The sequence below is a fragment of the Oricola nitratireducens genome (assembly GCF_014904745.1).
Classification (GTDB): Bacteria; Pseudomonadota; Alphaproteobacteria; order Rhizobiales; family Rhizobiaceae; genus Oricola; species Oricola nitratireducens.
This window is the reverse complement of sequence record NZ_JACZCS010000050.1, coordinates 202,106-228,505: the sequence shown is the minus strand read 5'-3', so window position 1 is coordinate 228,505 and position 26,400 is coordinate 202,106. Positions and strand designations below refer to the sequence as shown.

The 26,400-nt window shown below is 61.7% G+C and carries 23 protein-coding genes and 2 tRNA genes; 13 read left to right on the top strand and 12 right to left on the bottom strand.

What is annotated here, in order from left to right; genetic code table 11:
- Window positions 1-14 precede the first annotated feature (14 nt).
- The 5 genes from IG169_RS21675 to IG169_RS21655 all read left to right on the top strand — a co-directional run bounded on the left by IG169_RS21675 (window position 15) and on the right by IG169_RS21655 (window position 1,751).
- Window positions 15-593, top strand: coding sequence for a cold-shock protein (locus tag IG169_RS21675; protein WP_193178344.1), 579 nt, complete (start codon window positions 15-17; stop codon window positions 591-593).
- Window positions 594-624: 31 nt separating this feature from the next.
- Entirely contained in the window at window positions 625-1,122 is a 498-nt protein-coding gene (locus IG169_RS21670; protein WP_193178343.1) for a DUF192 domain-containing protein, read from the top strand.
- A gap of 65 nt (window positions 1,123-1,187) precedes the next feature.
- A tRNA-Pro gene (locus tag IG169_RS21665) sits at window positions 1,188-1,264 on the top strand.
- A 45-nt stretch (window positions 1,265-1,309) separates the two neighbouring features.
- Window positions 1,310-1,615: an NADH dehydrogenase ubiquinone Fe-S protein 4 gene (locus IG169_RS21660; RefSeq protein ID WP_193178342.1), complete on the top strand. Its 306-nt coding sequence runs from the start codon at window positions 1,310-1,312 to the stop codon at window positions 1,613-1,615.
- 59 nt (window positions 1,616-1,674) lie between these two features.
- Window positions 1,675-1,751, top strand: a tRNA-Arg gene (locus IG169_RS21655).
- Between the two features lie 69 nt (window positions 1,752-1,820).
- Here IG169_RS21655 and IG169_RS21650 read toward each other — a convergent pair.
- The 4 genes from IG169_RS21650 to IG169_RS21635 form a co-directional block, all read right to left on the bottom strand.
- Window positions 1,821-3,158: an HlyD family type I secretion periplasmic adaptor subunit gene (locus tag IG169_RS21650; RefSeq protein ID WP_193178341.1), complete on the bottom strand. Its 1,338-nt coding sequence runs from the start codon at window positions 3,156-3,158 to the stop codon at window positions 1,821-1,823.
- Between the two features lie 27 nt (window positions 3,159-3,185).
- Window positions 3,186-5,609, bottom strand: coding sequence for a type I secretion system permease/ATPase (locus IG169_RS21645; protein WP_193178340.1), 2,424 nt, complete (start codon window positions 5,607-5,609; stop codon window positions 3,186-3,188).
- 11 nt (window positions 5,610-5,620) lie between these two features.
- Entirely contained in the window at window positions 5,621-7,603 is a 1,983-nt protein-coding gene (locus IG169_RS21640) for a type I secretion protein (protein ID WP_193178339.1), read from the bottom strand.
- Window positions 7,604-7,725: 122 nt separating this feature from the next.
- The gene (locus IG169_RS21635) at window positions 7,726-9,477 is read right to left on the bottom strand and encodes a hypothetical protein (RefSeq protein WP_193178338.1); all 1,752 of its coding nucleotides are present in this window, start codon (window positions 9,475-9,477) and stop codon (window positions 7,726-7,728) included.
- A 748-nt stretch (window positions 9,478-10,225) separates the two neighbouring features.
- On the opposite strand from IG169_RS21635, the gene IG169_RS21630 reads away from it, so the two are divergent.
- Both IG169_RS21630 and IG169_RS21625 read left to right on the top strand, forming a co-directional pair.
- Window positions 10,226-11,008, top strand: a complete 783-nt coding sequence (locus tag IG169_RS21630; protein WP_193178337.1) for a response regulator transcription factor — start codon at window positions 10,226-10,228, stop codon at window positions 11,006-11,008.
- An 11-nt stretch (window positions 11,009-11,019) separates the two neighbouring features.
- Window positions 11,020-11,520: a hypothetical protein gene (locus tag IG169_RS21625; protein WP_193178336.1), complete on the top strand. Its 501-nt coding sequence runs from the start codon at window positions 11,020-11,022 to the stop codon at window positions 11,518-11,520.
- 11 nt (window positions 11,521-11,531) lie between these two features.
- Here the strand turns inward: IG169_RS21625 and IG169_RS21620 are convergent, their stop codons facing one another.
- The 6 genes from IG169_RS21620 to IG169_RS21595 form a co-directional block, all read right to left on the bottom strand.
- Window positions 11,532-12,179, bottom strand: coding sequence for a flavin reductase family protein (locus tag IG169_RS21620; RefSeq protein WP_193178335.1), 648 nt, complete (start codon window positions 12,177-12,179; stop codon window positions 11,532-11,534).
- On the bottom strand, window positions 12,176-12,877 hold the full coding sequence (locus tag IG169_RS21615) for an aspartate/glutamate racemase family protein (RefSeq protein WP_193178334.1): 702 nt from the start codon (window positions 12,875-12,877) through the stop codon (window positions 12,176-12,178). Before IG169_RS21615 ends, IG169_RS21620 begins: the two co-directional genes overlap by 4 nt.
- Window positions 12,877-13,716: an ABC transporter permease gene (locus IG169_RS21610; protein ID WP_193178333.1), complete on the bottom strand. Its 840-nt coding sequence runs from the start codon at window positions 13,714-13,716 to the stop codon at window positions 12,877-12,879. Before IG169_RS21610 ends, IG169_RS21615 begins: the two co-directional genes overlap by 1 nt.
- Window position 13,717: 1 nt before the next feature.
- Window positions 13,718-14,641: an ABC transporter permease gene (locus IG169_RS21605; protein WP_210326135.1), complete on the bottom strand. Its 924-nt coding sequence runs from the start codon at window positions 14,639-14,641 to the stop codon at window positions 13,718-13,720.
- A 76-nt stretch (window positions 14,642-14,717) separates the two neighbouring features.
- Complete coding sequence (locus IG169_RS21600; protein WP_193178332.1) at window positions 14,718-16,010, bottom strand: ABC transporter substrate-binding protein; 1,293 nt, start codon at window positions 16,008-16,010, stop codon at window positions 14,718-14,720.
- 64 nt (window positions 16,011-16,074) lie between these two features.
- Window positions 16,075-17,064 (bottom strand): ABC transporter ATP-binding protein, encoded by a 990-nt coding sequence (locus tag IG169_RS21595; protein ID WP_193178331.1) that lies wholly within the window; start codon window positions 17,062-17,064, stop codon window positions 16,075-16,077.
- Between the two features lie 253 nt (window positions 17,065-17,317).
- On the opposite strand from IG169_RS21595, the gene IG169_RS21590 reads away from it, so the two are divergent.
- A complete protein-coding gene (locus IG169_RS21590; protein ID WP_193178330.1) occupies window positions 17,318-18,067 on the top strand; it encodes a GntR family transcriptional regulator in 750 nt (249 codons plus the stop codon).
- A 41-nt stretch (window positions 18,068-18,108) separates the two neighbouring features.
- Here the strand turns inward: IG169_RS21590 and IG169_RS21585 are convergent, their stop codons facing one another.
- Window positions 18,109-19,284, bottom strand: coding sequence for a cystathionine beta-lyase (locus tag IG169_RS21585; protein ID WP_193178329.1), 1,176 nt, complete (start codon window positions 19,282-19,284; stop codon window positions 18,109-18,111).
- Window positions 19,285-19,554: 270 nt separating this feature from the next.
- Here IG169_RS21585 and IG169_RS21580 point away from each other — a divergent pair, with 270 nt between their 5' ends.
- From IG169_RS21580 to IG169_RS21560, 5 genes are all read left to right on the top strand, one after another.
- Window positions 19,555-20,211 (top strand): phosphatase PAP2 family protein, encoded by a 657-nt coding sequence (locus IG169_RS21580; protein WP_193178328.1) that lies wholly within the window; start codon window positions 19,555-19,557, stop codon window positions 20,209-20,211.
- Between the two features lie 417 nt (window positions 20,212-20,628).
- Window positions 20,629-21,651, top strand: a complete 1,023-nt coding sequence (locus IG169_RS21575; protein ID WP_193178327.1) for an amino acid ABC transporter substrate-binding protein — start codon at window positions 20,629-20,631, stop codon at window positions 21,649-21,651.
- Window positions 21,652-21,799: 148 nt separating this feature from the next.
- The gene (locus tag IG169_RS21570) at window positions 21,800-23,017 is read left to right on the top strand and encodes an amino acid ABC transporter permease (RefSeq protein WP_193178326.1); all 1,218 of its coding nucleotides are present in this window, start codon (window positions 21,800-21,802) and stop codon (window positions 23,015-23,017) included.
- Window positions 23,018-23,021: 4 nt separating this feature from the next.
- Window positions 23,022-24,359, top strand: a complete 1,338-nt coding sequence (locus IG169_RS21565; protein ID WP_193178325.1) for an amino acid ABC transporter permease — start codon at window positions 23,022-23,024, stop codon at window positions 24,357-24,359.
- 12 nt (window positions 24,360-24,371) lie between these two features.
- Window positions 24,372-25,175, top strand: a complete 804-nt coding sequence (locus IG169_RS21560) for an amino acid ABC transporter ATP-binding protein (RefSeq protein WP_281435954.1) — start codon at window positions 24,372-24,374, stop codon at window positions 25,173-25,175.
- 43 nt (window positions 25,176-25,218) lie between these two features.
- On the opposite strand, the gene IG169_RS21555 is transcribed toward IG169_RS21560, so the two are convergent.
- The gene (locus tag IG169_RS21555) at window positions 25,219-26,397 is read right to left on the bottom strand and encodes an FAD-dependent monooxygenase (protein ID WP_193178324.1); all 1,179 of its coding nucleotides are present in this window, start codon (window positions 26,395-26,397) and stop codon (window positions 25,219-25,221) included.
- Between the last annotated feature and the right edge of the window lie 3 nt (window positions 26,398-26,400).

Genomic DNA, 26,400 nt, shown 5'->3' with positions numbered 1-26,400 from the left:
AGAAAAGCGTTGCCATGGGGGAAAAGGGCTCATCATCAGGCGATTTGGGACGCCTCCTTTCACAATCCGAAAATTCGGAGGTGATCGAAGTCTCGGGTGCGATCAAGTGGTTCGACGTCGCGAAGGGCTTCGGATTTGTCGTTCCCGATGAGGAAGGTCTCGGCGATGTCATGCTTCACGTGACGTGCCTGCGCCGCGATGGCTACCAGACGGCGCTCGAGGGTGCACGGATCGTCTGCCAGGCGCGCCAGGGTGACCGCGGCCTGCAGGCCTTTCACGTGATCTCGATGGACAATACAACGGCCGTCCATCCCGGAGAATCCGAACAGAAGACCCATGTCCACGTCACGCCGACCAGCGGTCTGGAGCGGGTGATCGTCAAATGGTTCAACCGCACGAAGGGCTTCGGCTTCGTGACGCGCGGTGAGGGGACCGAGGACATCTTCGTCCATATGGAGACGTTGCGGCGCTTCGGATTGACCGAGCTGCGCGCCGGGCAGGTCGTCCTCGTGCGTTTCGGGAACGGCGACAAGGGCCTCATGGCAGCCGAAATTTATCCCGACCTCGGCACACAATTGCCGTCATCACATTAGAACGTCGAGCCGGTTGAACGGACCGGAAGCCATGGCAAGACTTGCACTCGTCCTTTTCGCGCTTTTCGCGGGCGCCGTATCCGTCATCGCTCCGTCGCGCGGCGCGATCGCGCAGGAAGCACCGATGCTTCTGCCGGTCGACGCGACGCCGCTGACGATCATGCGCGACCGCAAGGAAATCGCGAAATTTGATATCGAAATCGCCGACGACAATGACGAACGGTCGCGCGGTTTGATGTTCCGGGCGGAGTTCCCTGACAATCGCGCGATGCTGTTCGTCTTCGAGAAAACCCGCGAAGTTGCCTTCTGGATGCAGAACACGCCGCGCCCGCTCGACATGCTTTTCGTGCGCGAGGACGGCGTGGTCAGTTCCATCGCGAAGCACACGACACCGTTTTCGACGGCCGCGGTGCCGTCTGCTGAGCCGGTTCGATACGTTCTCGAAATCAATGCCGGGCTGACCGACAGTCTCGGGATCGCGCCCGGCGACCGCTTCGTTCATCCGATTATTTCGGCGAACGTCAAATAGAGATGGTTGCCGTTGCGGGTAAGCCGTTGTATGCGACGGCTTCCGCGATTGTCGCCGTCGGAGTTCGGAGCGTAGCGCAGCCTGGTAGCGCATCTGGTTTGGGACCAGAGGGTCGCAGGTTCGAATCCTGCCGCTCCGACCAATTCGGTGACCACGCGTTACAATGATGTCAAAGGAGAATGCGCCCGTGTCAGCCCGCATTTACAGCCCCTCCAAGACCGCCATGCAGTCTGGGAAGGCAAAGACCGGCATCTGGGTTCTCGAATTCGACCGCGCCTCTGCGCGCACCGTCGAGCCGTTGATGGGATATACGTCGTCAAGCGATCCGCTGGCGCAGGTGCGGCTGAAATTCGCGACCCGCGACGAGGCCGTCGCCTATGCCGAAAAACACGGTATCGCCTATCACCTCGACGAACCGAATCAGCCGAAGCGCCGGGCCGTCTCCTATTCCGACAATTTCAAATACGACCGCAAGACGCCCTGGACCCACTGATCGCGGATTTGACGTTACGCTTGACCGCGCCGCCGCCCGGCGACATGAAGTTCAGGTCCGGCCCCGTAGCTCAGCTGGATAGAGCACCGGCCTTCTAAGCCGATGGTCGCAGGTTCGAATCCTGCCGGGGTCGCCATCCAGCCATTTGCCCGTCTCCCGGAGCGCGACGTCTCCGCCAAGACCCGGACGCTGATCTGGGTTAGTCCTACCGCTCCCTGAAGGCACGCTGCATGCTGTCGACGATCGGCTTCGACAGATATTCGAAGAAGGTTCGTTTTGCCGTCTGGATCATGATTTCCGCCGGCATGCCCGGCGTGGGGCTGAAGCCGGGCACCCGCTGGATCTCATTCGCGGAAAGGCTCACACGGGCGATATAGACCTCGCGCTGCTGCATCGGGTTGGCGTCGCGTAGCGAGTCCGCGGAAACGTAGAAGACCTTGCCGTTGAGCACCGGTGTCGTGCGCCTGTTCAGCGCGGTCAGCCGGATGGTGGCCGCCTGGCCAACCCGCACGCTGTCGATATCGGTGCGCGGTATCTGCGTCTCGATGATCAGCGGCACGTCGGTCGGCAGGATCTCGGCAATGCTCTTGCCGCTTTCGATCACGCCGCCCGGCGTATGGTAATGCATGCGCACGACGGTCCCCGATACCGGGGCGTTGATGGTGACCCGCTTCAACACATTCTGCGCATTGCGCGACTGTTCGCGAACGCCGTCAAGTTCCGCATCGATGGACTGCAGTTCATCGACGGCGGCTTGCCGGTAGCTCGCCTCGGTCTGCAGGAGTTGTTCGCGGTGCTTCTTGATCTGGGCTTTGGTCTCCGAGACCTCCGAAGCGAGCCGTCCGATCTGGCCTTCCGCATCCGCAATGGCCCGCCGGATGGCATTTGTCTCGGTTTTGCGTATGAAGCCGTCCTCCAGCAATTGCAGCTTTCCGGCCAGCTCCTCCTTGAGAAGATCCGACTGACGCACCATGGCCAGCCGCTGGGTCTCGTAGCCCTCCGCGCGGAATTCCAGTGACTCCATGTTCGAACGCAGCAGTTGAAGGTCACTTTCCAGCTTGCGCCGAGACGACTCGAAACTGAGCAACTGGCTGTCGAGGATGGCGGCTATTTCCGGATCGCTGCGCTGATCGGCCAGATAGGGCGGATAATCGACGGTCTCCGTGCCGTTATATTCGGCGAGCAGGCGCGCATTGATGGCTTCGAGCCGGGCGAGACGCAGAATGAGCTGACGCTCGTTCGCCTGCGCTGACGATTCGTCCAGCCGGATGATCGGAGTCCCGCTGTCGACGTGATCACCCTCGCTGACGAGTATCTCCTTGATGATCCCGCCTTCCAGGTGCTGGATGATCTTGTTCTGGCCGGTGGCGACGAAACTGCCTTGCGCCACGACCGCGGCGGCAAGCGGTGCGGTAAACGCCCATGCGCCGAACCCGCCGAAGGTCGCAGTGGCGAGAATGAGCCCGATGATCGTGTGTCTGCGGATCGAGCGCGGAACGTCGGAATACCATTCCAGGTGTTCGATGGTTGCGAGACTGTTCATTGCCCTGCTCCTGTGCGGACCATCCGCCTAGCCCTGCCGGCCATTGGGGCCAATCTGCCCGCCATTCTGCATGTTGGAGAGCGCCTGAAGCACGTCCTGGCGGCGGCCGAACATCGACACCGTCCCGTTGGTCAGAAGCAGGATCTTGTCGACATGCCGCAACAGCGACGGTTTTTGCGTGATCGCGATAACGGTTATCCTGTTCGCCTTCGCATGGGCGAGGGCGCGTGCCAGCGCCTGGTCGCCATTGGCGTCGAGATTGGAGTTCGGTTCGTCAAGCACGACCATGCGCGGATTGCCGAAGAATGCCCGCGCCAGGGCGATGCGCTGTTTCTGGCCGCCGGAAAGTGGCGAGCCGTCGGCCGCGACGATGGTTTCGTATCCCTGCGGCAGCGAGGAAATCATTTCGTGCACGTCGGCCAGCGCCGCAGCCTCGAATATCTGCGCGTCTGTCGCATCCTCGCGCATCCGGGCGATGTTGCCCTTGATCGTGCCGGGGAAAAGCTGGACGTCCTGCGGCAGGTATCCGATATTCTCGCCGAACTGCCGCTGGTCCCAGTTGCGCAAATCCATCAGGTCGAGGCGTACGCTGCCCGAAGTCGGCAGGACCGATCCGACCAGCATCTTGCCGAGCGTCGTCTTGCCGGCGCCGGAATCCCCGATGATGGCAAGCGAGTCGCCGGGCTGCAGCGCGAAACTGATGCTGTTGAGCACGACGCGTTTCGTGCCCTGCGGGACGTAAAGAAGCCGTTCGACATCGAGGCGGCCCTCCGGTTTAGGCAAGCGCAGGCGTTCGAAATTCAGCGGCGACGCGGTCAACAACTGGGCGATGCGGCCATAGGCCGAGCGCGACAGCAGGAACTGGTTCCAGCCTTCGATGACGCCCTCGATCGGCGCGAGCGCCCGGCCGGCGACGATCGACCCTGCAATCACCATGCCGCCGGTGATCTCTCCGTGAAGCGCGAGATTGGCCCCCCAGCCCAGCAAGGCGATCTGCGTCAACAGGCGAACGCCGCGCGAGATCGACGCGGAAATGATGTTGCGGTCCTGTGCGTGAACCTGCGCACGCAACGAGGACGCCGTGTCGCGGCCCCATATGCTGACGGCTTCCGGTATCATTGCGAGCGCGTTGATGATCTGCGAATTGCGCGACATGGAATCGAGATGCAGGTTCGCCTTGCTCTGGTATTGGGTCGCTTCGGCGAACGGAGCCGATGTCGCCCGCTGGTTGAACAAAGCGATGATCAGAAGCGCCAACGCGGTGGTGACGACGATCAGCCCCAGATCCGTGTGGATAAGGAAGATGGCGGCGATGAAAATGGGCGTGAACGGTCCGTCGAGAAAGGAAAGCAGCGTCGCCGAGACGAGGAATGACCGCAATTGCTGCAGATCGCCGAGTATCTGGTATTCGCGTCCGTTGCTGTGCAATGCGGCGCGTGCCGCCGCGCTGAGAATCGGAGAGCCCAGCTGCGCAGCCACCTCGACGGCGGTGCGCATCAATATGAAGCGCCTGATCGCGTCGAAGATGACCTGGAGGATCACCGCGCCGACGATAACGACGGTCAGCATGATGAGCGTGTCGGTCGAGCGGCTGGTGAAGACACGGTCGGAGATCTGGAAGAGATAAAGCGGGATCGCCAGGACGAGGATGTTCGTCGCGAGTGTGAAGAACATGACCACGGTCAGGTTGTAGCGGACCGCCTTCACTCCTGCCTTCAGGCTGCGCGAAAAATCGACCGGGCCGAGCCGCTTGTGGAAGTGGCCGCCACCACCGCCACTGCCGGATCCCGAACGCCCGCCGTCGGCCGGGCCACCGGCTCCGGCTTCCGCTTCGCGCGTTTTCACGGGCCCCTTGTCGGCGTCTATCGTGCGCGCGCTGATCGGTGCGCTTGTCGGCGGTTCGGCGACACGCATTTCCTCCGGCTGCGGCGTATCCGCAGCGCGCATTTCCTCGGGCTCAGGAGCATCCGCGGCGCGCATGTCCGCCGGTTGAGGTGTGGCCTGATCGAGCCGTCCCGTGCTCGGAACTTGTACGAATTCCTGTCGCGGCACGCCGTTGTTTTGACGCGGGGACCAGCCGGCAGGATCCGCGGCGGGTTTCTGCTCGCCAGGCTCCGGGTACATTTTTTGTTCGGGTGTTTCGACAGCCGGCTCGGGGTCGGAAATTTCCGAAATCGGATCCGGATCGACGATCTCCGCGATAGGCTCCTGTTCGCCGTCGCTTTCCTCTGGCTCGGAGATGGGGCTGTCCGGGGCCGGATTCGCCTCCTCCACCTCCGTGGCCGATGCCCTCCGGCCTGCTTCGCGCTGCAATCCGGCGGTCAACGCGTCGAGCTCGCGGATAAGGTCGTCCAGCGCGTCGCCGCGCGGCGCATCCGGATCGGCGACGGGCTTTTCGTCGGCCCTCAAGGGGGCGTATGAGCGGTTCAGGAAGTTACGGATGTCGTTCATTCCCGCACCCCTCAGGCAAGCATGGTTTGCATGACATCCACATGCACCGTGTCAGGCGCATGCGTGCCGGCGTCGGCGTTGTCGTGGTCGCAATCGGGGTCGAGCATGTCGTCGGCAAGAAACAAGACCGCCTCGCTTGCCAAATCCGACGGAGCCCCGATTTCGCCGAACGGGTCGTTGGAGATCAATTCGGCCTGGTAGAGCAGGGCGTCGGAATATATCTCGCCACCCGTATAGACGGTCGAGTCGACGCCCCCCTCGGCGATGGACGCGATATTGAGAAGGTCGTTCGAGCCGGTGCTGATCGTCCAGTCCGTCGGAACGCCGTCCTGTTCCTCGCCGAACATGGCGATCTGGTCGCTGTCGCCGAGAATGTTGGTCTGCGAGATGTATTTCAGGCTCAGAATGCTGCCGGAGATATAGAGAACGCTGAGGGAGTCGAAACCGGCAAACGCCGCGTCGCCGAGAACTCCCGCATTCAGGTCGTCGCTGCCGCTCGCGAGGCTTTGCATTGCCTCGAGATAGTGGTCGGGCATCGACTCGAACTGCATCTGGCCCGCGGCATGGATATTGGCCTGGTTCCAGAGCAGGTTGTCGCTTGTCGACAGGCTCGCGTGGCCGGAAGTGGCGAAGTCACCCTGCGACCAAACGAAGTCGTCGTCCAGCAGGATGTTCTTCTGTTCTATGACATTGGCGTAATGGTAGCTGCCGCCGACGACGACGAGATCGTAGTAGTTGCCGAACTCGCCCAGTGAAAAGGAATTGATTGTCGTATTTCCGCCGGTCTGTAGCAGCGACTGCGAGCCCGCATGCGTCAGGATCGCCGTGTCGTGATCCGTCATGAAGCTGAGTTGCTCGATCCAGTTCAACAGCACGAGATTTCCGTCGAGCCGCGTCACATGCCATTGCTCCGGCAGCCCGGAGAGCGCCGGCTCGGCGTCCGCATCGGCCGGCGGCGCCGGATCAAGCGTGACGGATGCGATGTTGAACGCCCGGGTCGCCGCGGCGTCCGGCGCCAGCCAACCGGAAAATTCGCTTCCGATTGTATCGGCGTCGGACCAGACATTGACCTGGCTGACGATATTGACGTGGACCGTATCGCCCGCGACAGCGAAGACGGGTGCGACGATCCAGTTGCTGCCGATGAACGCCTCGTTGACGAGCAGGTTGGAGCCCGCATCGAGCGTCACGTCGCCATGCATCTCGATGTGGCCTTCGCCGTGGACAACGGATACCGGCTGAGGTTCCTCCGGTTCCTCGTTTTCCGGCAGGTAGTCGGAAAGGAGAGGGGCCTCGTCCACGCGAACGCCGTTGGAATGAATGCCGTCGGCGTCGGCGCCCGCCGCGACATGGATTTGCGCCTCGGACGGCCCTTCTTCCTGGTCGCTTCGGACGATCCGCGCCACTTCCTCGACCAGGTCGGCAATGGCGATCTCCGAATCCGGCTGCGTCAAGGCACCGATGGGATCGATATCCGATGCTTCGGCCGCCAGCACGCCGAGTCCGGCGTCCAGATAGTCGCTGGACATCGTATCGACCTTGGCGTCGGTCATGTTCAGGTAGTCGTTGTCGTATACATGATTGACCTGCTGTGCGACGACGGCGATCGAACCGGGCGGTGTCACCGTGAATTCGAAACGCGTGCCGAGCGAAAGCAGGAAACCGCCAAGTCCCGGCAGCGTATTCGGGTGTGGCGTATCGGCGCCGGCAGTGGCAGGCGGAAGATAATGGCCGTCTACGTGGCTGCGCGCCCAGAGCGGGACAACGGATTGGTCGAAGGGCTGGTAATGGAGGTCCGGTTGGACATCCAGAAGCTGATAAGGCGTGTTGACGAAATTGCCGACGGCGATGATTTCGGCACCGTCCATCTGCTTCGCCTTGAGAGCGCGAAACTCGTCATAGTCGAGCCGTCCGCGTGCTTCCTCCACTGCCAGTTCGAAAAAGCCGATGAAGTGCGCGATGGCTTCGGTAATCGGATCAAGTGACACGTTCATGTCCTCGTTTCGGTGTCGTTACGTCCCGCTGCACGGCACCTGGTATTATCGTTATTGGGACCGCGCGGCTTGCCCGCGCGGTCCGGTATGGGAGGGGACCGGTTTCCCGGTCCCGCAGTCGATTATGACGAAGAATCGTCACCGCCGATGATCGAATCGTGGAAGTCACCGCCGACGACGGTCATGTCGACCGTGTTGCCGAGGATGTTGGCGCCCATCACGATGCTCTGGTTGAACGCGGTGGTATCCAGGATCGCGTCGGCGGATGCTTCAGACAGACCGTTGATGTAGGTGTCCGCCGTATTGTGCGATCCCCACATGCCGGCGTCACCGCCGGCGCCGGCCGTTGCCGTGCCGCCGTTGCCGCCGTCGCCGCCGTCGCCGCCATTCGCCGCGCCAACGCTTGCCATGCCGCCAAGGCCGTCGCCGGCCCATGCGACACCACCGAAGGCGCCGCCGCCGTCACCGCCGGCGCCGCCGTCGGCTCTGCCGGTGCCCGTGCCGGTGCCGTCATTCGCGCTGGCCCAGCCGTCGCCATTGCCGCCATCTGCGGAGCCGCCTGCGCCACCGAGGCCGCCAAGGCCGCCAAGGCCGGCGGTGCCGCCACCGCCGAGTCCGCCGGTCGCATTTCCGCCATCGCCGGAGTCACCGCCATTGCCGCCATCGCCGCCATCGCCGGCGTTTGCCTTACCGGCAATCGCGCCCGAAGCGGCTGCAGCGAAGCCGGGACCGCCAGGGGGAACAGCTGCGTTTGCAGTGGAGGTCGCGTCCGGATCGGCGTAGCCGCCAGCTCCGCCATCGCCCGAATTGCTGTTACTGCCACCGTCTCCGGGGTTCGCCGTGCCACCCGTGCCGCCATTCGCCTGGCCGCCTGCACCGCCGCTACCGCCGCTACCGCCTGCACCGCCGTTATCGCCGGCGCCGCCGAGGCCGACACCGGCCGCCAGTCCGCCGAGGCCGACGCCGACACCCGTGCCGGTTCCACCAGCCGCACCGGCGCCGCCGGTTGCTCCGCCACCAAAGGCCGAACCGCCGATGCCGCCCAGTGCGCCGGCAAAGCCGCCTGATGCGGAGCCGCCATAATCGCCGCTGCCGCCATTGGCATCGGCATCGCCGCCGCTTGCGCCTTCGGCCTTGATGCCTTCGTCGGCTGTCGCGTTGCCGCCGGTTGCGTCACCGTTCTGGGTGAACGTTCCGCCATTATTCGAAACGCTCGGATTGCTCAGAGTGTCATTGTCGACCAGATGGTTGTTCTGACTGAAAACGATCCCGCTGTCGTTGCCGGCGCCGTTGAGCGCATCGTTGAGGACATCCTCGATCGAGACGTCGTCACCGGGATTGTAGTTGATCTCGCCGTCGCGATTGACGAGCAGTTGATCGACATGCGCGCCGCCGGACAGGTCTATGTCGGCGAAGTCGTCATCGGTCGGAATATAGCCTTCCATGTTGACGTTGACGTTGGCCGTCGCGGCTGCTGCGCTTGCCGAGGTGCTGGCGCTGCTGGACGTCGAATCGCTATTGGACGTCGAGTCGGACGAATTCCAGTTGGCATTGAAATTGGCATTACCGTTCAGGTTGCCGTTGCCGTTGCCGTTCAGATTGCCGTTTCCGTTGCCATTCAGGTTCCCGTTTCCGTTGCCATTCAGGTTCCCGTTGCCATTGCCATTCAGGTTCCCGTTGCCATTGCCATTGCCATTCAGGTTCACGCTTTCGCTGCTCTGCGATTGCTCTTGACCCTGGCCTTGACCCTGGAGCGAAGCCTGGAGTTGGCCCTGACCCTGGCCTTGGGCTTCAAGCTGCCCCTGACCCTGAGCTTCGAGTTGTCCCTGGCCCTGAGCTTCGAGCTGGGCCTGGTTGTGATTTCTTCTAGACATGGTTTTTCCTCACAAATATTTCAGGGAAAACCTCGCCGCCATTCTTCTAACAAGCGGCATTCAGCTTCCTGGTTTTAACTTGGACATTCGCGTCCGGTTTTGGCGCCCGGCCGCTTGCGCGATCGAACCGCCCACAGTCGAAATGTGAGATTTTCGGGGTGTCCTCCTTTCCCTGGCGTTTCGCCGCTGTCGACACGTCGACACGCAAAAGGAACCCGTTTGCCCGGTCGCTTAGACCAAGACATTCCCTGCACCCGTTTGCATGTGATCGCCGCGCGGTTGCGGCCTGAATCACATCGTGTCCGGGGGGGCGCCGGAAATGAAGTCGTGAATTGGGTCTAGTACTTGCGGCTTGCCGGGGCCGATATGCCGGCCGTTCGATAAGCTTTGTGTTTTCAAGGCATTGTGCCGGCGATCCGGCAACAAGACATGCGCGGTGTCGGTTCCCCTACGTCAAACTGATTGTTTTGTCGCTGGCCGGACTAGATAAATCTATCTGTGTCGAACTGTATGCCGTCGGTCGCGGGGGAAGAGTATTTAGTCCCGTCTGTGGAAAACTTCGGATTGCCATATTGGATTACTGAAAATGAACGCCTTTTGGGGGCGGGACTGATCGTTCGATGTATATGCGAACGATCGGGTTAGTGATAAAACCCGATGCGACGGCTGGGAACGTAAAAGGGCTGAAATATGCTCGCATAAGAATGAGTCCGGGTCGTTTCGGGGCATCTAGTAGAGGGAGACTAGAATGCGACCGGCTTTTGACCAAATTCCGAAAGACGAAACGAAAACGCGGAAAGAGAGCACGGTACCGGACCGGCCGACCATTATCTATATCGGCCCTACGCAGGCCTTTTCCGATTGTTTGACCCGTAACCTGACCTACGAATTCCCTGATTTCGGATTTCGCCGTTTCGCGGATATCGACGAAGCCAGACGATGGTATACCGGCTCGCAGGGCGAGGTGCGGCTGATTGTCGTCGACGACTCGCTTTGCGCCGCTTTGCTCGGCGAGGCAGACGTCTTTGGCCAGATAGTTCCTAACCCGATTATCTGCATCTCCTTCAACCAGATCGAGCCGTCGGATCAGTGCTTGAACGAGTTCTTTGGCGGTGGAGTCGTCCGGTCCTGCCTTCCGATGAATCTTCGGCTCGATATCTGGCTTTCGGCCATCCGCCTGATGCTGAATGGCGGTAATTACTGCCCGCCGGAAGTGATGGAAGCATTCGTGAAGCGGCTCGAAAACGACACCTCGGCCGCGAGGCCGGCGCCGCGCAAACCGGCAGGCAACAGGGGCGGTGGCAGCCGCCTCAGGAAGCTCACGCGGCGCGAGGAGCAAGTCATGGAACTTGCCTCGCAGGGCTTTCAGAACAAGAACATCGCCGAGCAGCTTGGACTGTCGGAACACACCGTCAAGCTGCACATGCACAACATCATCTCCAAACTCGGCGCGACCAACCGCACCGAGGCGGCCGGCATCTTTCTCGACCACTATGCCTCGAAGAAAGCGGTTGGACCGGCGCTGAACTAGGAAAATGGGCGATGGAAACCGCTATGACCCTCAAGAGTTTCGACGATGTGTTGCTGCTTCTCGGGCGGATGAATTACTCGTGGGCAAACACCGAGACGCTTCTGATCCACATCATCGCCGGCCTAGCGGGCGTCGACAAGGAAACCGCCATCATCATCTTCCTGACGCTCAACACGACGCGCGCCCGTTTCGACCTGGTGGATCGCCTGGCAAAACTGGAGCGGGTGCCGGGACCGGCACGCGACGAGATCCTCGCGCTGACTGGCGAGATGAAGGAAATCCTGAAGCACAAGAACCACTACAATCACAGCCTCTACTCGTTCGACGAGGAAGGCGGGCACGCGAAAACGATCCTGATGCGGATTGCCGAGACGAAACAGGGCATCAAGTTCGGCAAGTCGCAGGACCTGGATGATGAAGAGATCGAACGGATCAGGCATTCGATCAGGAAGATCGAGGAACTGAACCGGACCGCCTGGGCCATTATCCTGAAAAACCGTTTCCCGGTCTGACGGGACTTGTGTCAGGAGCGGATCTTCCGGCTTTCCCATTCCTCGACAGACTGCGTCTTGATCTCGAACTGGTCGCGGGTGCGCGCATAGCTGTAGCCGCCGAGACGGCCGATCGCGTCCATGCCGTGCTGGTCCACATGCAGACGGTCGTCGACGAGGTCTTCGCGCACGAAGATGCCGAGCACCTCGCCAAGGATGATTTCGCGGGCGCGGCCGACCTCCAGTGTCATGAAGCGCCGGCATTCGAGCGCGGCCGGCGCTTCCAGGATACGCGGGCTACGCACCATCTCGCCGGGCACGGTCGTCAGTCCGGCCTCTGCAATTTCGTCCACGTCCGGGCCGAACCTGATGGCGCAGACCTCCATCTGCTCGACCATTGCGTGATCGGCAATGTGAACGGTGAATTCTTCGGTTTCGCGGATATTGCGCGCGGTATCCTTGAAACGCATGTCGGCGTGGTTCTCGACGCCGATCGCCACGATCGCCGGATCGTGCGTCAGCACGTTGAAAAAGCTGAACGGACCGGCATTGCGCCGGCCATCGGCGGAAAGCGTCGTCACCAACGCGATCGGACGGGGGATCACCGTGCCGATCAGGAGTTTGTAACGGTCGCGCTCGCCAAGCGCCGAAAAGTCGAAATGCACATGCGTCGCTGTCATGCGACGCGCTCTCCGCGCCGCGAGCCCGCCCACCGGTCGGCATTGGAAGCGCGCAGCGCCTCCGCAAACGTGATCGCGGCCGCCACGCCGTCGATGACGGGCAGCCGGAACCGGTCGGACAGCGTCATCGCGAGATCGGCCATGCCCGCGCACCCGAGCACGATCGCATTCGGCTCATCCTCCGCGATTGCCAGCGCGATCTCCGCGGCGATCGTGTCGCAGGCGCTGTCCTTGTCGGATTCGAGGTCGAGCACCGGGACTTCCGAGGCGCGAACCTTTCGGCAGCGCGCGGCGATGCCATAGGCCGCGAGATTGGCCTCGATGACCGGCGTCGAGACGCCGAGTGTCGTGACGACCGAAAAGCTGTCGCCGACCAGCATGGCCGCGAGAAACGCCGCTTCGCCGATGCCGATGACCGGGATCGGCGACCGCCGCTTCAGGGGCATCAGCCCGGTATCGTCGAAACAGGCGATAACGCAGGCGTCGTAGCCGCCTTTCTCCAAGACCTCGCGGTCGAATAGGGCGAACAGACCGGGCAGGGCCGCCGCACCGTCCTCCGGCCCCTGGATTGCCGGTGGCGTATCGTCCGGATTGACGGCCGTGATCCGGGTCTTCGCGCGGGCGGCGTCGAGGGCCGCCGCCTCGATCGAGCGTGTCATGGCGGCCGTCGAGTTCGGGTTGATGACGAGGATGTGCATCAGACCATGCCCTTGCCGGCATCCGAACCGAGGCGGGCGCGCCGGCGGTTCATCATCAGGACGGCAACGAGAAAGACCGCGATGATGATCAGCGAAAAGCCGGTGGTCAGCGTGCCGAGCGCGAAGATGACGGGCGTCGTCACATTCGTCGTCATGCCGTAGATCTCGAGCGGCAGCGTGTTGTAGCTGCCGGCGGTCAGGAGCGTGCGCGCGAACTCGTCATAGGACAGCGTGAAGCCGAACAGGGCGACACCGATCAGCATCGGCGCGATGATCGGCAGGACGACATGGCGGACCGTCTGCCACGCGGTTGCGCCTTGGTCGCGCGCCGCTTCCTCGTAGGATTTGTCGAAGCGGTTGAACACCGCGAACATGATCAGGAGCCCGAAGGGCAGGGTCCATGTCAGTTGCGACCCGAAACCGGAGGTCGACCAGTGCACGTCGAGGCCGGATTGCGAAAAGATCAGGCCGACGCCGAGAGACACCAGGATCGACGGGATCACCAGCGAGGTGATGATCAGGTAGAAGATGACGCCCGATCCGGGAAAGCGCTTGCGGAAAGCAAGTCCGCCCATCACCGAGACCACGACGGTCGTTACCATCACCATCAGGCCGAGAACGAGGGAACGCGCGAAGCTGCCCCAGATATCGCCGACGGCCTGTTGCTGGAAGAGTTCGTGGAACCAGTTGAGCGAAACGCCGCGCATCGGAAAGGTCAGTCCGCCCTGCGGCCCCTGGAAAGACAGGATCGCGATGGTGATTGTGGGCCCGTAAAGGAAGACCAGAAAAAGAGTGAAAACCGCGGCGAGGACATGGAAGGAACGGGAGCGTTTTTCCATGTCAGAGCTCCTTCCTGATGTCGACGAAGCGAAGCAGGATGCCGATCACGATCAGGACGGTGACGAGAAGCACCACCGCCGTCGCCGCCGCGGACGGATATTGCAGCAGCGCGATATCGTTCGAGATCAGCCGCCCGACATTGGCCTTCTGGCTGCCGGACATGAACCGCACGGTGATGAAGTCGCCCATCACCAGGGTCACCACGAAGATCGAGCCGATCATGATGCCGGGTTTCGTTAGCGGGATGATGACATTGGTCAGCGTCTGGAGGCCCGTCGCGCCGTTGTCATAGGCCGCCTCGATCAGCGATTTGTCGATACGCATCATGGTGTTGAAGATCGGGACCACCATGAACAGCGTGTAGAGATGCACGAAGGCGAGGATCACCGAGAAGTCGGAAAACAGCAGCCATTCGAGCGGTTCGTCGATCACGCCCATCGACATCAGCGTCGAGTTGGCGATGCCGTTGCGCCCGAGGAACGGGATCCAGGAAATCATCCGGATGATATTCGATGTCCAGAACGGGATGGTGCAGAGCAGGAACAGCACGATCTGCCACGTCAGCGTGCGGACGTGGAAGGCCAGGAAATAGGCGATGGTGAAGCCCAGCACGAGGGTGATAGCCCAGGTGATAACCGCATATTTGATGGTGTTCAGGAACACCGAATAGGTCACAGGCGAGGTCAGCAGGAATTCGTAGTTGTCGAACTGGAAGGCCGGATAGATCGAGAATTCGGTCGCGCCCCAGAAACTGACGATGACGATCATCACGATCGGCAGGACGAGGAAGAACAGGAGAACCAGCGTCAGCGGCAGGGAAAGCAGCCAGCCGGTCACGGCGTCGGACAGGCCGTAGGTCGCGCGCCGCCGCCCCGGCGTTGAGGCCGTCGTATCGAGGGGAATGGCTTGTGTCTGGTTCGACATGGATCGTCCGCCCGGTTGTTCGGTGACGACGCCCCGGAAAAAAGGGAAACCGGGGCGCCGCTGTCACATCACGGCATCACGCCGCGATGAACTCGTTCCATTTGCGAACCATGTACTGGTTCTCGTCCATGACGGCGTTCCAGCAGGCGACGTGGCCCATGCGCTCGTAGAACGAGCCGCCGTCGCGGGTGTCGCCGGCGCTGGCCAGCTTGTCGCCGGTCGGGCTGGTGATGTCGCCGGTGGCTTCCTTGCCCTCGAACCAGTAGCCCCACTCGTTTTCCGACATGAACTCCTTCGAGGTTTCCGGAACGGCCGAGTAGTAGCCCTGGCGCATCAGGTAACCGCCGACCCAGCCCGACAGATACCAGTTGATGTATTCGTAGGCGGCCTCGAGCTCGAGCCCGGACAGGTTCTTCGACAGGCCGATGCCGCCGCCCCACGACCGGTAGCCTTCTTTCAACGGCTGGTAGACACACGGAATGCCACGCGACTTCACTGCCGTGATCGCCGGCGACCACATCGACTGGATGACGACCTCGCCGGACGCCATCAGGTTGACGCTCTCGTCGAAGGTCTTCCAGAAGGCGCGGAACTGGCCGTCTTTCTTGGCCTGGGTGAAGATCGCCATGGTCTTGTCGATCTCTTCGCGGGTCATGTTGCCCTTGTCGCCATACTTGATCTCGCCCATGGCTTCACAAACCATCGCCGCATCCATGATGCCGATCGACGAGATGTCGAGGATCGAGGCCTTGCCCTTGAATTCTGGGTTGAGCAGTTCCGTCCAGCTCTCGATCGGGCGGCCGATCAGGTCCGGGCGGATACCCAGCGTATCGGCGTTGTAGATGGTCGGGATGAGGGTCATCCAGCCGGTCTCTTCCTTGGCGAAGGTCTTGCCGTCCGGACCGTCGACGAAGCCGACCGTATGCGGCGCGGTACCCTGGGCGATCACCGATTCCGGCGTCAGCTTGCCCGATTTGAAGATGCCGACGATCTTGTCGTAGTTCTTGATCTTCGACGTATCCATCGCCTGCAGGTTGCCGGTCGGCCAGACCTTCTTGCAGATCCAGTACTCGATATCGGCGATATCGAAACTGCCGGGCTGGGTGGCGGCGCGCTGTGTGACGGCGTCAGAGTCGAGCGCGGTCATCTCGAGCGTGAAGCCGAGATCTTCCTTCACTTTCTGGGCTACGTCGTTCAGGTTCGACACACCGGTGCCGAACTGGCGCAGCGTCACGTCCTTGATGTTCTGCGCCCAGACAGTCGGAAATCCGGTAATCGCGCCAGATCCGATTGCGGCGCCGGCGGTCGCCGCCGCGCCCTTGAGAACGGAGCGCCTGCTGACGCCCTTCTTTTCCTTCGTGGTGCTCATGGTGGGTGCTCCTTTTCCCTTCCGGTGGCTGGCCGACGGCGGGATGCCGCAAGCCTTTTGCGGTTCAGGCCGCAAGCGCGTGGGCGTCCTCCGGCTTCCACGACAGGAAGACGGACTGGCCGATTTCTAATGGATTGGCGAAAAATGCCGTGTCGCCGACGGTGACGTTCAGTTCGCCGGTGTCCGGCGCCTCGACGGCGACATTGACGCTGGTGCCGAGATATTCGATCGCTTGCACCACCGCGGTCAGCGCCCTTGCCTCGGGCTTATTGCGCGACAGCTGAATGCGGTCGGCGCGAACGGCGAGCTTTCCGCTTTCCGCGCCGACGATGTTGTGGCCGCCGATGAAGCGCGCGACGAATTCCGTGCGCGGGGCGTCGAACACCGTTTGTGGTGGCCCGTCCTGCTCGATCCGGCCTCCATTCATGACAATGATGTGGTCGGCGAGCGCGAGCGCCTCGTCCTGGCTGTGCGTCACGTGGATGAAGGAAATGCCGAGTTCGCGCTGCAGGCGTTTCAGTTCCGTGCGCATGCGAAGACGCAGGAACGGGTCGAGCGCCGACAGGGGCTCGTCGAGAAGCAGGATCGAAGGCTCGGTGATCAACGCGCGCGCCAGCGCGACGCGCTGCTGCTGGCCGCCGGATAATTGTGCGGGAAGCCTGTCGCCATAAGTCGTCATGTCGACAAGGGCGAGGAGTTCACGCGCCTTTGCATGGCGCGCCGCCTTGTCGACGCCCTTCATCTTCAGGCTGAAGGCGACATTGTCGACAACGCTGAGATGAGGAAACAGCGCGTAGCTCTGGAACATCATCGCCGTTCCGCGTTTCGCCGGCGGAAGATCGGTGACGTTCTTGCCGCCGAGAAGGATGTCGCCCGATGAGGTCGTCTCGTGTCCCGCGATCATCCGCAGCGTCGAGGACTTGCCGCAGCCCGACGGGCCGAGCAGGCAGGTATAGGTTCCGCCGGGAATTTTCTGGTTGATCGTGTCGACGGCGACCGTGTCGCCATAGCGTTTCGTCAGATGGACAAGTTCTAGCGCCGACGGCTGGGACATAGTGAAGCTCCACGCGGATATGCGCAAAGCTTTGCAATCACCGTGCCAGTCTCGAAAGAGTTATCATCTATTTGATACTAAACGGAAAAAGGACTTCAGGAGGATTCTCTCGGAGGTTGTGCGATCAATTTTTAGGCAGTTCGGATACAGAGTGCACAAATTTTGTATACGATTTCGGCATTGATTGAATCGTCGACTGGGCGTATCTCAAATCGACCGGTTCATCCGGCCCGGACCGGTTCTCGAGGATAAGATGCAAAACGTAACGGGTGACCTGAACGGATCCTACTCCCTCCCGCCTGGACGGGCCCTGGATATCTGCCACCAGCTGGAATCGGCAATTCTGCGCCACCGCATCCGCCCGGGCATGAAGCTGGCGGAGGACGAGGTCGGCGAGACATTCGGCGTCAGCCGCACCGTCGCACGCACCGCCTTGCAGGCGCTGGCCCATGGCGGGCTGGTGACGATCGAACGCAATCGCGGCGCTTTCGTTTCGCGCCCGACGATCCGCGAGGCGCACGAGGTCTTCGAGGCGCGCGGCCTGATCGAGCCGCGCATTTCCCGGATGGCGGCCAAGGCGATCACCGAAAGCCAGCTCGAGAGACTGAACCGGCACATCGCCGCTGAGCACGAGGCGATGAAGCGCGGCGACATGGGGCTCGCGCTATCGCTTTCCGGCACATTCCACACGGCGATCGCCGAAATCGCCGACCAGAAGGTTCTGACGCAAATCCTGCATTCGCTGGTGTCGCGGTCGTCCCTGATCATCGCGCTTTACTGGCAGCGGCCGGACACGACCTGCGAAAGCCATTCGCATCACGCCCTTCTCGAAGCGTTCGCCAGACACGACGCAAACGCCGCCGAGGAGATCATGAAAAGCCACATCGTCGATCTCCATTCCGGGCTCAATCTCGTCGAGCGGCCGGAAGAGGAGCCCTCGCTGGCCGATGTCTTCTCCAGTCGGGAGTTCGCAATCAGCCGGCCCCGGCGGGAACCTGTGTGACGCCGTTCGAGGCCGTCCTGCCGCAAGCGCCAATCGGACCGCTATGCCCGTGACGCGGCGACGAGCCCCCTGGCGATATCCTCCATCAGGTCGGACGTGTCCTCCAGCCCGATCTGCAGCCTTATGACCGGGCCGCCATAATCGCGCGCCGAAACCGTCCGGTCGCCGAGACTGACATGGACGGCGAGGCTCTCGTAACCGCCCCATGACGCTCCCAGGCCGAAAATTTCGAGCGCGTCGAGGAACGCGTGCGCCTGCGGCTCGCCGCCGCCGTCCATGACGAAGGAAAAAAGCCCGCTGGCGCCGCGGAAGTCACGCTTCCAGATCGCATGGCCGGGATGGCTCTCCAATGCCGGGTGAAGCACCGATTTCACGCCCGGCTGCGTCTCGAGCCAACTGGCGATTTCGAGCGCCGACGCCTGATGTTTTTCCAGCCGCACGCCCATGGTGCGCAGGCCGCGCAAGACCTGGTAGACATCATCCGGCCCGGCGCATGTCCCGAGCGTCAGGTAGGTATCCCACAAACGCTCCCAGCAGCGCTCATTGGCGGAAACCGTGCCAAGCAGGACATCGGAATGCCCGCCCGGATATTTCGTCGCCGCGTGGATCGAGATATCGACGCCGTGGTCCAGGGGTTTGAAATAGAGGGGCGTCGCCCAGGTGTTGTCCAGCATCGTGACGGCTCCCGCGGCGCGCGCCGCCGCTACGATGGCCGGCACGTCCTGCATTTCGAACGTGTTGGAGCCGGGCGCTTCCATGAAGACGACCCTGGTATTGGGCTTGATGAGACTGGCGATGTCCTCGCCCATCTCGGGCGGGTAATACTCCACCTCGACGCCGAGCCGGGTCAGCATGGAATCGGCAAACCGTCGCGTCGGGAAATAGATCGAATCGACGAATAGCGCGTGGTCGCCCGCCGACAGAAATGCCAGCAGCGGAACCGTGACCGCGGCGAGCCCCGACGGCACGGCAATCGTCCCGGCGCTGCCTTCCAGCGCGTCGACCGCCGCGCAGAGCGCGTCCGAGGTCGGCGTGCCGCGCGTGCCGTAGGTGTATTTCTGGTTGCGCGTCTTCATGGTCTGCGCGTCGGGAAACAGCACGGTCGAGGCGTGGACGACCGGCGGATTGACGAAGCCGTGATAGTCCCGCGGATCGTATCCGCCATGGGCGAGTTGTGTGTTGATGCCGATTTTCTTCTTGCCCGGCGGGACGTTCATTCGGAGCACTCCTCGGTTGTTGCGTGACGCATGCCTGACCGATTTCTTGCGCAAACTCAAGGAAGGCGTTACTCGCCTCTGACAACAGCGAGAAAACCGCTTTCGATGAATTCGCCAAACCAGAATGTGCCGAAGATTTCAAACGCGGCGTCCGGAATCGTTCGCTCCGTTCGGGGAACGTATGGACGCGGCGCGGCGACGACGCGGCGCCTGTTTTTCCGCCTCTCGCGCCCGGTCGCTGATGGCGTGCCGCCGACATGGACGGCGCGAATGTGGAAGATTGCCGCGACCGCGGTGTTTATGACCGCGCTTGCCGCCGTGTTCGATCCGTATTTCAAGCCCTTCGCCGGACCGCCCCCGAATGTCGCGCTGCAGTTTCTGCGCGACGTCACCGACAGCATGAAGTCGGGCTGGTACATCATTCCCGCCATCATCATCATTGCCATTATCGGGCTCATGGACTGGCGCGATATCCGCACCGCTTCCCGGCGCGCGCTGCTGACGGCCTATGGCCGCGCCGCCTTCATTTTCGCGGCCGTTTCGTTGTCCGGGATCACGGTCAACATCATCAAGCAGTTTGTCGGCAGGGCGCGTCCCCGCATGGTGGAGCAGTTCGGCGTCTACGGCTTTTCGCCCTTCGAATTCAATCACGCCTTCCAGAGTTTTCCGTCAGGCCATGCCGCAACGGCCGGTGCGCTTGCCGTGCTCTTGATGCTCTGGCATCCGCGCGCGAAATGGCCGCTTTCCGCCGGAATGTTCGTTCTCGCCTGCGCGCGCATTCCCGCCGGCGCGCACTATCCTTCGGACGTCGTGGCGGGCTTTTCGATCGGAGCGCTCATGACGCTCGCCATGGCGCGCTGGCTGGCGCGCCGCCGCGCGGTTTTCAGTTTCGATGGCGACGGGCTGTTTCCCCGGCTCAATCGTTAGCCCTTTCGAGAAACCGTCAAGGTTTTTACCGGCGTTCGGGCCGCACCTTCTGTCGGATTGAATTCGTCGTCATTCTGTCCTCGGCGTTGCTTGCCCGGACAGCAGCAAATATCGGTGAATGCGGCTCCGGAACTGTCACCTTTCCACGAACCATACGCGCATGAAGCTCAGACGGCCGTCGGGTGCCGTCGGTGCATCCGCCATTCAAAGCGCTGTGGGAAGCCCTCATTCATTACGGCACAATTGTGTCATTCGCCCTTGACGGTGCTGGTAAATTGGCTTTGTCTTGCCGTGTGGAGGGAGGCGTCGGTGGCGTTTCATGTCGAAACGCTGCTTTGCGGATGTCATTTTGATGACGCCCGGAGCCGATGCTCATGCCCGTCTGATGTAACGTGAGCAACGAAGAGGTTGAACTCGATGAAAAAACTGATGCTGACCGGCGTTCTGGGCGTAGTGACACTGGCGATTGCCGGTTCTGCTGCCGCCTCCGCAGCGACGCTTGATGACGTGAAAGCAAAGGGATTTGTTCAGTGCGGCGTGAGCCAGGGGCTCCCGGGCTTCTCCAATCCGGACGCCAACGGCAACTGGTCCGGCATGGACGTCGATCTTTGCCGCGCGGTCGCGGCGGCGATCTTCGGCAATGGCGACGCTGTGAAGTTCACGCCGCTTTCGGCCAAGGAACGCTTTACCGCCTTGCAGTCGGGCGAAATCGATCTTTTGTCGCGCAATACTACCTGGACCATGAGCCGCGACACACAGCTCGGCCTGAACTTCGCTGGCGTCAACTACTATGACGGCCAGGGCTTCATGATCCGCACCTCGATGAACATCAATTCGGCGCTCGAGCTTTCCGGCGCATCGATCTGCACCAACACGGGCACGACCACCGAATTGAACGTGGCCGACTATTTCCGTGCCAACAACATGGAATACGAGCTGGTTGCCTTCGAAAAGTCGGATGAGGTTGTCGCCGCCTATGATGCCGGCCGCTGCGACGTTTACACCACCGACCAGTCGGGCCTCTATGCGCAGCGCCTGAAGCTGACCAACCCGGGCGAGCACAAGGTCCTGCCGGAAATCATCTCGAAAGAGCCGCTTGGCCCGGTCGTCCGCCAAGGGGATGACCAATGGTTCAACATCGTGAAATGGGCCCATATCGCGACGGTCAATGCAGAAGAACTCGGCATTACCCAGGCCAATGTCGACGAGATGGCAGCCGGCGACAACCCGGCCGCTAAGCGTCTGCTCGGCACCGAAGGTGAATTCGGCGCCGGCATCGGCCTTTCCAATGACTGGGCTGCCAACATCATCAAGGCGGTCGGCAATTACGGCGAAATCTTCAACCGCAATGTCGGCCCGGATACGCCGCTCGGCATCGCGCGCGGTATCAACGCGCTGTGGTCGAAGGGTGGTCTGCAGTACGGACCGCCGGTCCGATAATCGGATGGTTCAATCTCACCCGGCTGTTCTTCGGCCGGGTGAGTTCCTTTCCCCGTGCGGGAATGCCATTTCAGGATATCGGCCGCATCCTGCCGGAAACCGGCGCCTGGAATGACATGCCCGTCACGACGAACAGGTGAAAAGCGATATGGCTGTTACCGATGTGACACCGAATGGACCTGGAAGCGCACACGACGACAGTGCGCCGAAAGTCGCTCTCCTCAACAATCCGGAAATCCGTGGCTGGCTGTTCCAGGTAGTACTCGCCGTGGTGGTCGCCTATCTGGCCTATTCCGGCTGGAAAAACATGAACGCGAACCTGCAGGCTGCCGGCATCGCGTCGGGGTGGGCGTTTCTCAACAACAATGCCGGCTTTGCGATCAGCCAGTCGCTGATCGAATACAACCAGGCGTCATCAACCTATGGCCGCGTCTATCTTGTCGGTCTTATCAATACGCTCGTCGTCGCCGTCATCGGCGTAATCCTGGCGACGATCATCGGCTTTCTGATTGGCGTGGCGCGGCTGTCGAAAAACTGGATGGTGAGCCGGCTTGCCGCGGTCTATGTGGAAAGCCTGCGCAATATTCCGCTGCTTCTGCAGATTTTCATCTGGTATTTCGGCGTTCTGCGGCTCCTCCCGCAACCGCGTGACGGCCTCGACTTCGGTTTCTTCGGCCTGTTGAACAATCGTGGCTATTTCGCCCCGAAACCGGTCTGGGGCGACGGCGCGATCTACACGCTCTACGCCTTCATAGCGGCCTGCGTCATCGCGTGGGGCATCGGGCGCTGGGCGAGGGCGCGCCAGATGGCGACGGGTCAGATCTTCCCGGCATTCTGGGTCGGATTTGCCGTGATCGTCTTACTTCCGGTCATCGTGTTCCTCGCAGCCGGCGCGCCGCTGACCTGGGATGTGCCCGTTGCGGGTGGCTTCCGCCCGAAAGGCGGCATGACCATCATCCCGGAATACATCGCGATGCTGGTGGCGCTTTCAACCTACACCGCCACCTATATAGCGGAAATCGTTCGCGCTGGAATCCTGGCGGTCAGCAAGGGACAAACCGAAGCCGCCCATGCGCTCGGCCTTCGCAGCGGACCGACATTGCGCCTGGTCATCATTCCGCAGGCGCTTCGGATCATCATCCCGCCGCTGACCAACCAGTATCTGAACCTGACCAAGAATTCGTCGCTCGCAGTTGCGATTGCCTATCCGGAACTGACTTCGGTCTTTGCCGGTACCGCGCTCAACCAGACCGGACAGGCAGTCGAGATCATCTCCCTGACGATGCTTACTTACCTGACGATATCGCTGCTGACGTCGGCGTTCATGAACTGGTACAACAGCCGCGTGGCGCTGGTGGAGAGGTAAGACAATGAGTGACCGGCCCCATACAGCAGGTATCGCCTATGTTCGCCATGACATGCTTTCCGAACAGCCCGCTCCGTCGACGTCGAGGGGCATTGTCGCTTGGCTGCGCGAAAGCCTGTTTTCGTCGATTCCCTACACGCTCCTGACGCTTCTTTGCCTGTACATCCTGTACGTAATCATACCGCCGATGGTCGAGTTCCTGTTCACCGACGCCGTGTGGACCGGCGCCGACCGTGCCGCTTGCGCGACGCAAGCCCAGGGCGGCATGCAGCCCGACGGATGGTTCGGGGCCTGCTGGGCCTATGTCGGCGCCTATACCAACCAGTTCGTCTACGGCCGTTATCCGGACGCCGAACAGTGGCGGGTCAATGTCGTCGCCGTGATGTTCTTCGGCGGACTGGTCCCGCTGCTCATCCCTGCGGCGCCGTTCAAGCGTGAGAACATCGTGTTCATGGCGATCGTCTTCCCGGTGGCGACGCTGATCCTGCTGACCGGCGGCCATTTCGCGGTCGGTGGGCTTTACGTGCCGCTTCTTATCGCCGCCGTTCTCGTTCTTGCCGTGGTATTTGCCTTCGCCAAATTGTCGGAATCCGATCCGATGCCGGGACTCCGCTCGGCCGGCCTCCTGTTTGTTGCTCTCGCGGTGCTCCTGTTCATTCTCGGTTTCGATTTCGGGCTTCGGCCGGTCGGAACCAGTAGATGGGGTGGTCTGCTGGTGACGATGGTCATCGCGTTGACCGGTATCGTGGCGTCGCTTCCGATCGGCATCGCGCTCGCGCTCGGTCGTCGCTCGGCCATGCCGATCGTCCGTTTCGCCTCGATCGTTTTCATCGAATTCTGGCGCGGGGTGCCTCTGATCACCGTGCTGTTCATGTCCTCGGTGATGTTGCCGCTGTTCCTGCCCGAGGGCGTTTCGTTCGATAAACTGCTGCGTGCGCTGATCGGCGTGGCGCTGTTCTCTTCCGCCTATATGGCGGAGGTCGTACGCGGTGGTATCCAGGCCCTTCCGAAGGGGCAGTACGAAGGCGCGATGGCACTTGGCCTCAACTGGACCCAGATGATGCGCAAGATCATTCTGCCGCAGGCGCTGAAACTGGTGATCCCGGGCATCGTCAACTCGTTCATCGCGCTGTTCAAGGACACCACCCTTGTCCTGATCATCGGCCTGTTCGATTTCCTCGGCCAGATTCAGTCGTCCTATTCGGATCCGGCCTGGTCGTCGCCGGTCCAGTCGTTGACTGGCTACTTCTTCGCGGCGTTCATCTACTTCATCTTCTGCTTCTCCATGTCGCGCTACTCGCAATTCATGGAGCGAAAGCTCGACACCGGACACAAACGGTAAGGATCAAAAAACATGGCTTCTGAAAACGCTGTCACTGCCGAGGAAATTCGCGCCGATCGGTCCAAAATGACGGTTTCCGACACAGACGTGGCGATCGAGATCATCGATATGCACAAGTGGTACGGCGATTTTCACGTCTTGCGCGACATAAACCTGAAGGTCATGCGCGGCGAACGTATCGTCATCGCCGGTCCCTCGGGGTCCGGAAAGTCGACCATGATCCGTTGCATCAACCGGCTCGAAGAGCACCAGAAGGGCAAGATCATCGTCGACGGCATCGAACTGACGAACGATCTGAAAAAGATCGACGAGGTGCGCCGCGAAGTCGGGATGGTTTTCCAGCACTTCAATCTTTTCCCGCATCTGACGATCCTGGAAAATTGCACGCTGGCGCCGATCTGGGTGCGCAAGATGCCGAAGAAGGAAGCCGATGAGCGCGCGATGCACTTCCTCGAGCGCGTCAAGATACCGGAGCAGGCCAACAAATATCCCGGCCAGCTCTCCGGCGGTCAGCAGCAACGCGTGGCCATCGCCCGCTCACTGTGTATGAACCCGCGCATCATGCTGTTCGACGAACCCACGTCGGCGCTCGATCCCGAAATGATCAAGGAGGTGCTCGACACGATGGTCGGTCTCGCCGAGGAAGGCATGACGATGATCTGTGTGACCCACGAGATGGGATTTGCGCGCCAGGTCGCCAACCGCGTCATCTTCATGGATCAAGGCCAGATCGTAGAGCAGAACGAGCCGGATGAGTTTTTCGACAATCCGCAGCACGAGCGTACCAAGCTGTTTCTCAGCCAGATCCTGCACTAGGCGGCAAATCACCGTTGAAAAAGCCGGCCATGGGCCGGCTTTTTTATTCGGGCATACGGTAGCCGTAGAGCCAGTCGAGATCGGCGAAGAAAGCCTCCGCCGAACGCATCGAGAAGAACATGTTGCGGGCAAGCCGCCCTGCGCCGCTCTGGTGGTAGGTCCAGCGATTGAACGCCGTGCGTTTGGCGACGCGCAGGATCCTGTCGAGGCGTAGCGCCCGGTAGCGCGCGAATGCGGCAGCCGGGTCGCCGGGATTGGCAGCGATGCTGAGGCCGGCGCCGTAGCCGTCCTCGATCGCCATCGCCGCACCCTGGGCCGCAAACGGTTCCATCCCGTGCGCCGCGTCACCGATCAGCAGCACGCGTCCGCTGTACCACGGACCGGAAGGGTCGACGGTACTGAGAGGCCATGTTGTCCAGCTTGCCTTGTCGATCGCGCCCAGCTCGGCCACGTTGCGCGCCATTTCGAGCAGATGTGCCAGCGCCGCCTGATCGGGATTTTGAGCCCAGTCCTCGGCTCCGAGTCGGCCATGCGTGATCGCGACGATATTGAGTGTCTCGGAATTGCGTACCGGATAGGTGACAAGGTGGCTGTCGGGAGCCATCCATGCGGAGACCTTGTTGGCGTCACTCGCCGAGGCTGGTCCGATCGCGCGCCACGCGATCCGGCCGGTCGGCTTCGGCTCGGCCGCACCCGGGACCGATGTACGCACTTTTGACCAGATGCCGTCCGCGCCGATCAGGATGTCGGCCGAGATTTCGGTTTCGCCGTTTGCGGTCTCCAGATGTGCCGTTATGCCGGTGCTGTCCTGGTCGGCTTTGACGAATTTGTGGCCGGTCAGCAGCGTGATGGAAGGATCGGCGATTGCCGCCTGATAGAGCACTCCGTGCAGGCTGGCACGGTGGGCCGTCAGGTAAGGCGCGCCCATGCGGTCCAGCCAGGCCGTCGTGATCGCCATATCCAGCAGGATCCGGCCGGTCGTCGCATCGCCGAGGCGTATGGAGCTCGGCACGACCGCTTTCTCGGCGAGCGTTTCGAGCACGCCGAGCGAGCGCAGGATGCGGCTGGCATTCGGTGCGACCTGCAGGCCGGCGCCGACTTCCGACGGCTCCTCGAAAGTGTCTGCGATCGTGACCGCCAGCCCCTTGCGCGCGAGCGCCAACGCCGCGGTCAAACCGGCAATACCCGCGCCGGCGATCAGAATATGGGGTTTATCGGTCACCGG

Coding starts and splice junctions, on each gene's coding strand:
- IG169_RS21605 (WP_210326135.1), bottom strand. CDS start 14,641: ATGTCGAACCAGACACAAGCCATTCCCCTCGATACGACGGCCTCAACG.
- IG169_RS21560 (WP_281435954.1), top strand. CDS start 24,372: ATGGCTTCTGAAAACGCTGTCACTGCCGAGGAAATTCGCGCCGATCGG.
- IG169_RS21625 (WP_193178336.1), top strand. CDS start 11,020: ATGGAAACCGCTATGACCCTCAAGAGTTTCGACGATGTGTTGCTGCTT.
- IG169_RS21620 (WP_193178335.1), bottom strand. CDS start 12,179: ATGACAGCGACGCATGTGCATTTCGACTTTTCGGCGCTTGGCGAGCGC.
- IG169_RS21575 (WP_193178327.1), top strand. CDS start 20,629: ATGAAAAAACTGATGCTGACCGGCGTTCTGGGCGTAGTGACACTGGCG.
- IG169_RS21670 (WP_193178343.1), top strand. CDS start 625: ATGGCAAGACTTGCACTCGTCCTTTTCGCGCTTTTCGCGGGCGCCGTA.
- IG169_RS21650 (WP_193178341.1), bottom strand. CDS start 3,158: ATGAACAGTCTCGCAACCATCGAACACCTGGAATGGTATTCCGACGTT.
- IG169_RS21675 (WP_193178344.1), top strand. CDS start 15: ATGGGGGAAAAGGGCTCATCATCAGGCGATTTGGGACGCCTCCTTTCA.
- IG169_RS21615 (WP_193178334.1), bottom strand. CDS start 12,877: ATGCACATCCTCGTCATCAACCCGAACTCGACGGCCGCCATGACACGC.
- IG169_RS21595 (WP_193178331.1), bottom strand. CDS start 17,064: ATGTCCCAGCCGTCGGCGCTAGAACTTGTCCATCTGACGAAACGCTAT.
- IG169_RS21590 (WP_193178330.1), top strand. CDS start 17,318: ATGCAAAACGTAACGGGTGACCTGAACGGATCCTACTCCCTCCCGCCT.
- IG169_RS21635 (WP_193178338.1), bottom strand. CDS start 9,477: ATGTCTAGAAGAAATCACAACCAGGCCCAGCTCGAAGCTCAGGGCCAG.
- IG169_RS21580 (WP_193178328.1), top strand. CDS start 19,555: ATGTGGAAGATTGCCGCGACCGCGGTGTTTATGACCGCGCTTGCCGCC.
- IG169_RS21610 (WP_193178333.1), bottom strand. CDS start 13,716: ATGGAAAAACGCTCCCGTTCCTTCCATGTCCTCGCCGCGGTTTTCACT.
- IG169_RS21640 (WP_193178339.1), bottom strand. CDS start 7,603: ATGAACGTGTCACTTGATCCGATTACCGAAGCCATCGCGCACTTCATC.
- IG169_RS21585 (WP_193178329.1), bottom strand. CDS start 19,284: ATGAACGTCCCGCCGGGCAAGAAGAAAATCGGCATCAACACACAACTC.
- IG169_RS21600 (WP_193178332.1), bottom strand. CDS start 16,010: ATGAGCACCACGAAGGAAAAGAAGGGCGTCAGCAGGCGCTCCGTTCTC.
- IG169_RS21630 (WP_193178337.1), top strand. CDS start 10,226: ATGCGACCGGCTTTTGACCAAATTCCGAAAGACGAAACGAAAACGCGG.
- IG169_RS21565 (WP_193178325.1), top strand. CDS start 23,022: ATGAGTGACCGGCCCCATACAGCAGGTATCGCCTATGTTCGCCATGAC.
- IG169_RS21570 (WP_193178326.1), top strand. CDS start 21,800: ATGGCTGTTACCGATGTGACACCGAATGGACCTGGAAGCGCACACGAC.
- IG169_RS21645 (WP_193178340.1), bottom strand. CDS start 5,609: ATGAACGACATCCGTAACTTCCTGAACCGCTCATACGCCCCCTTGAGG.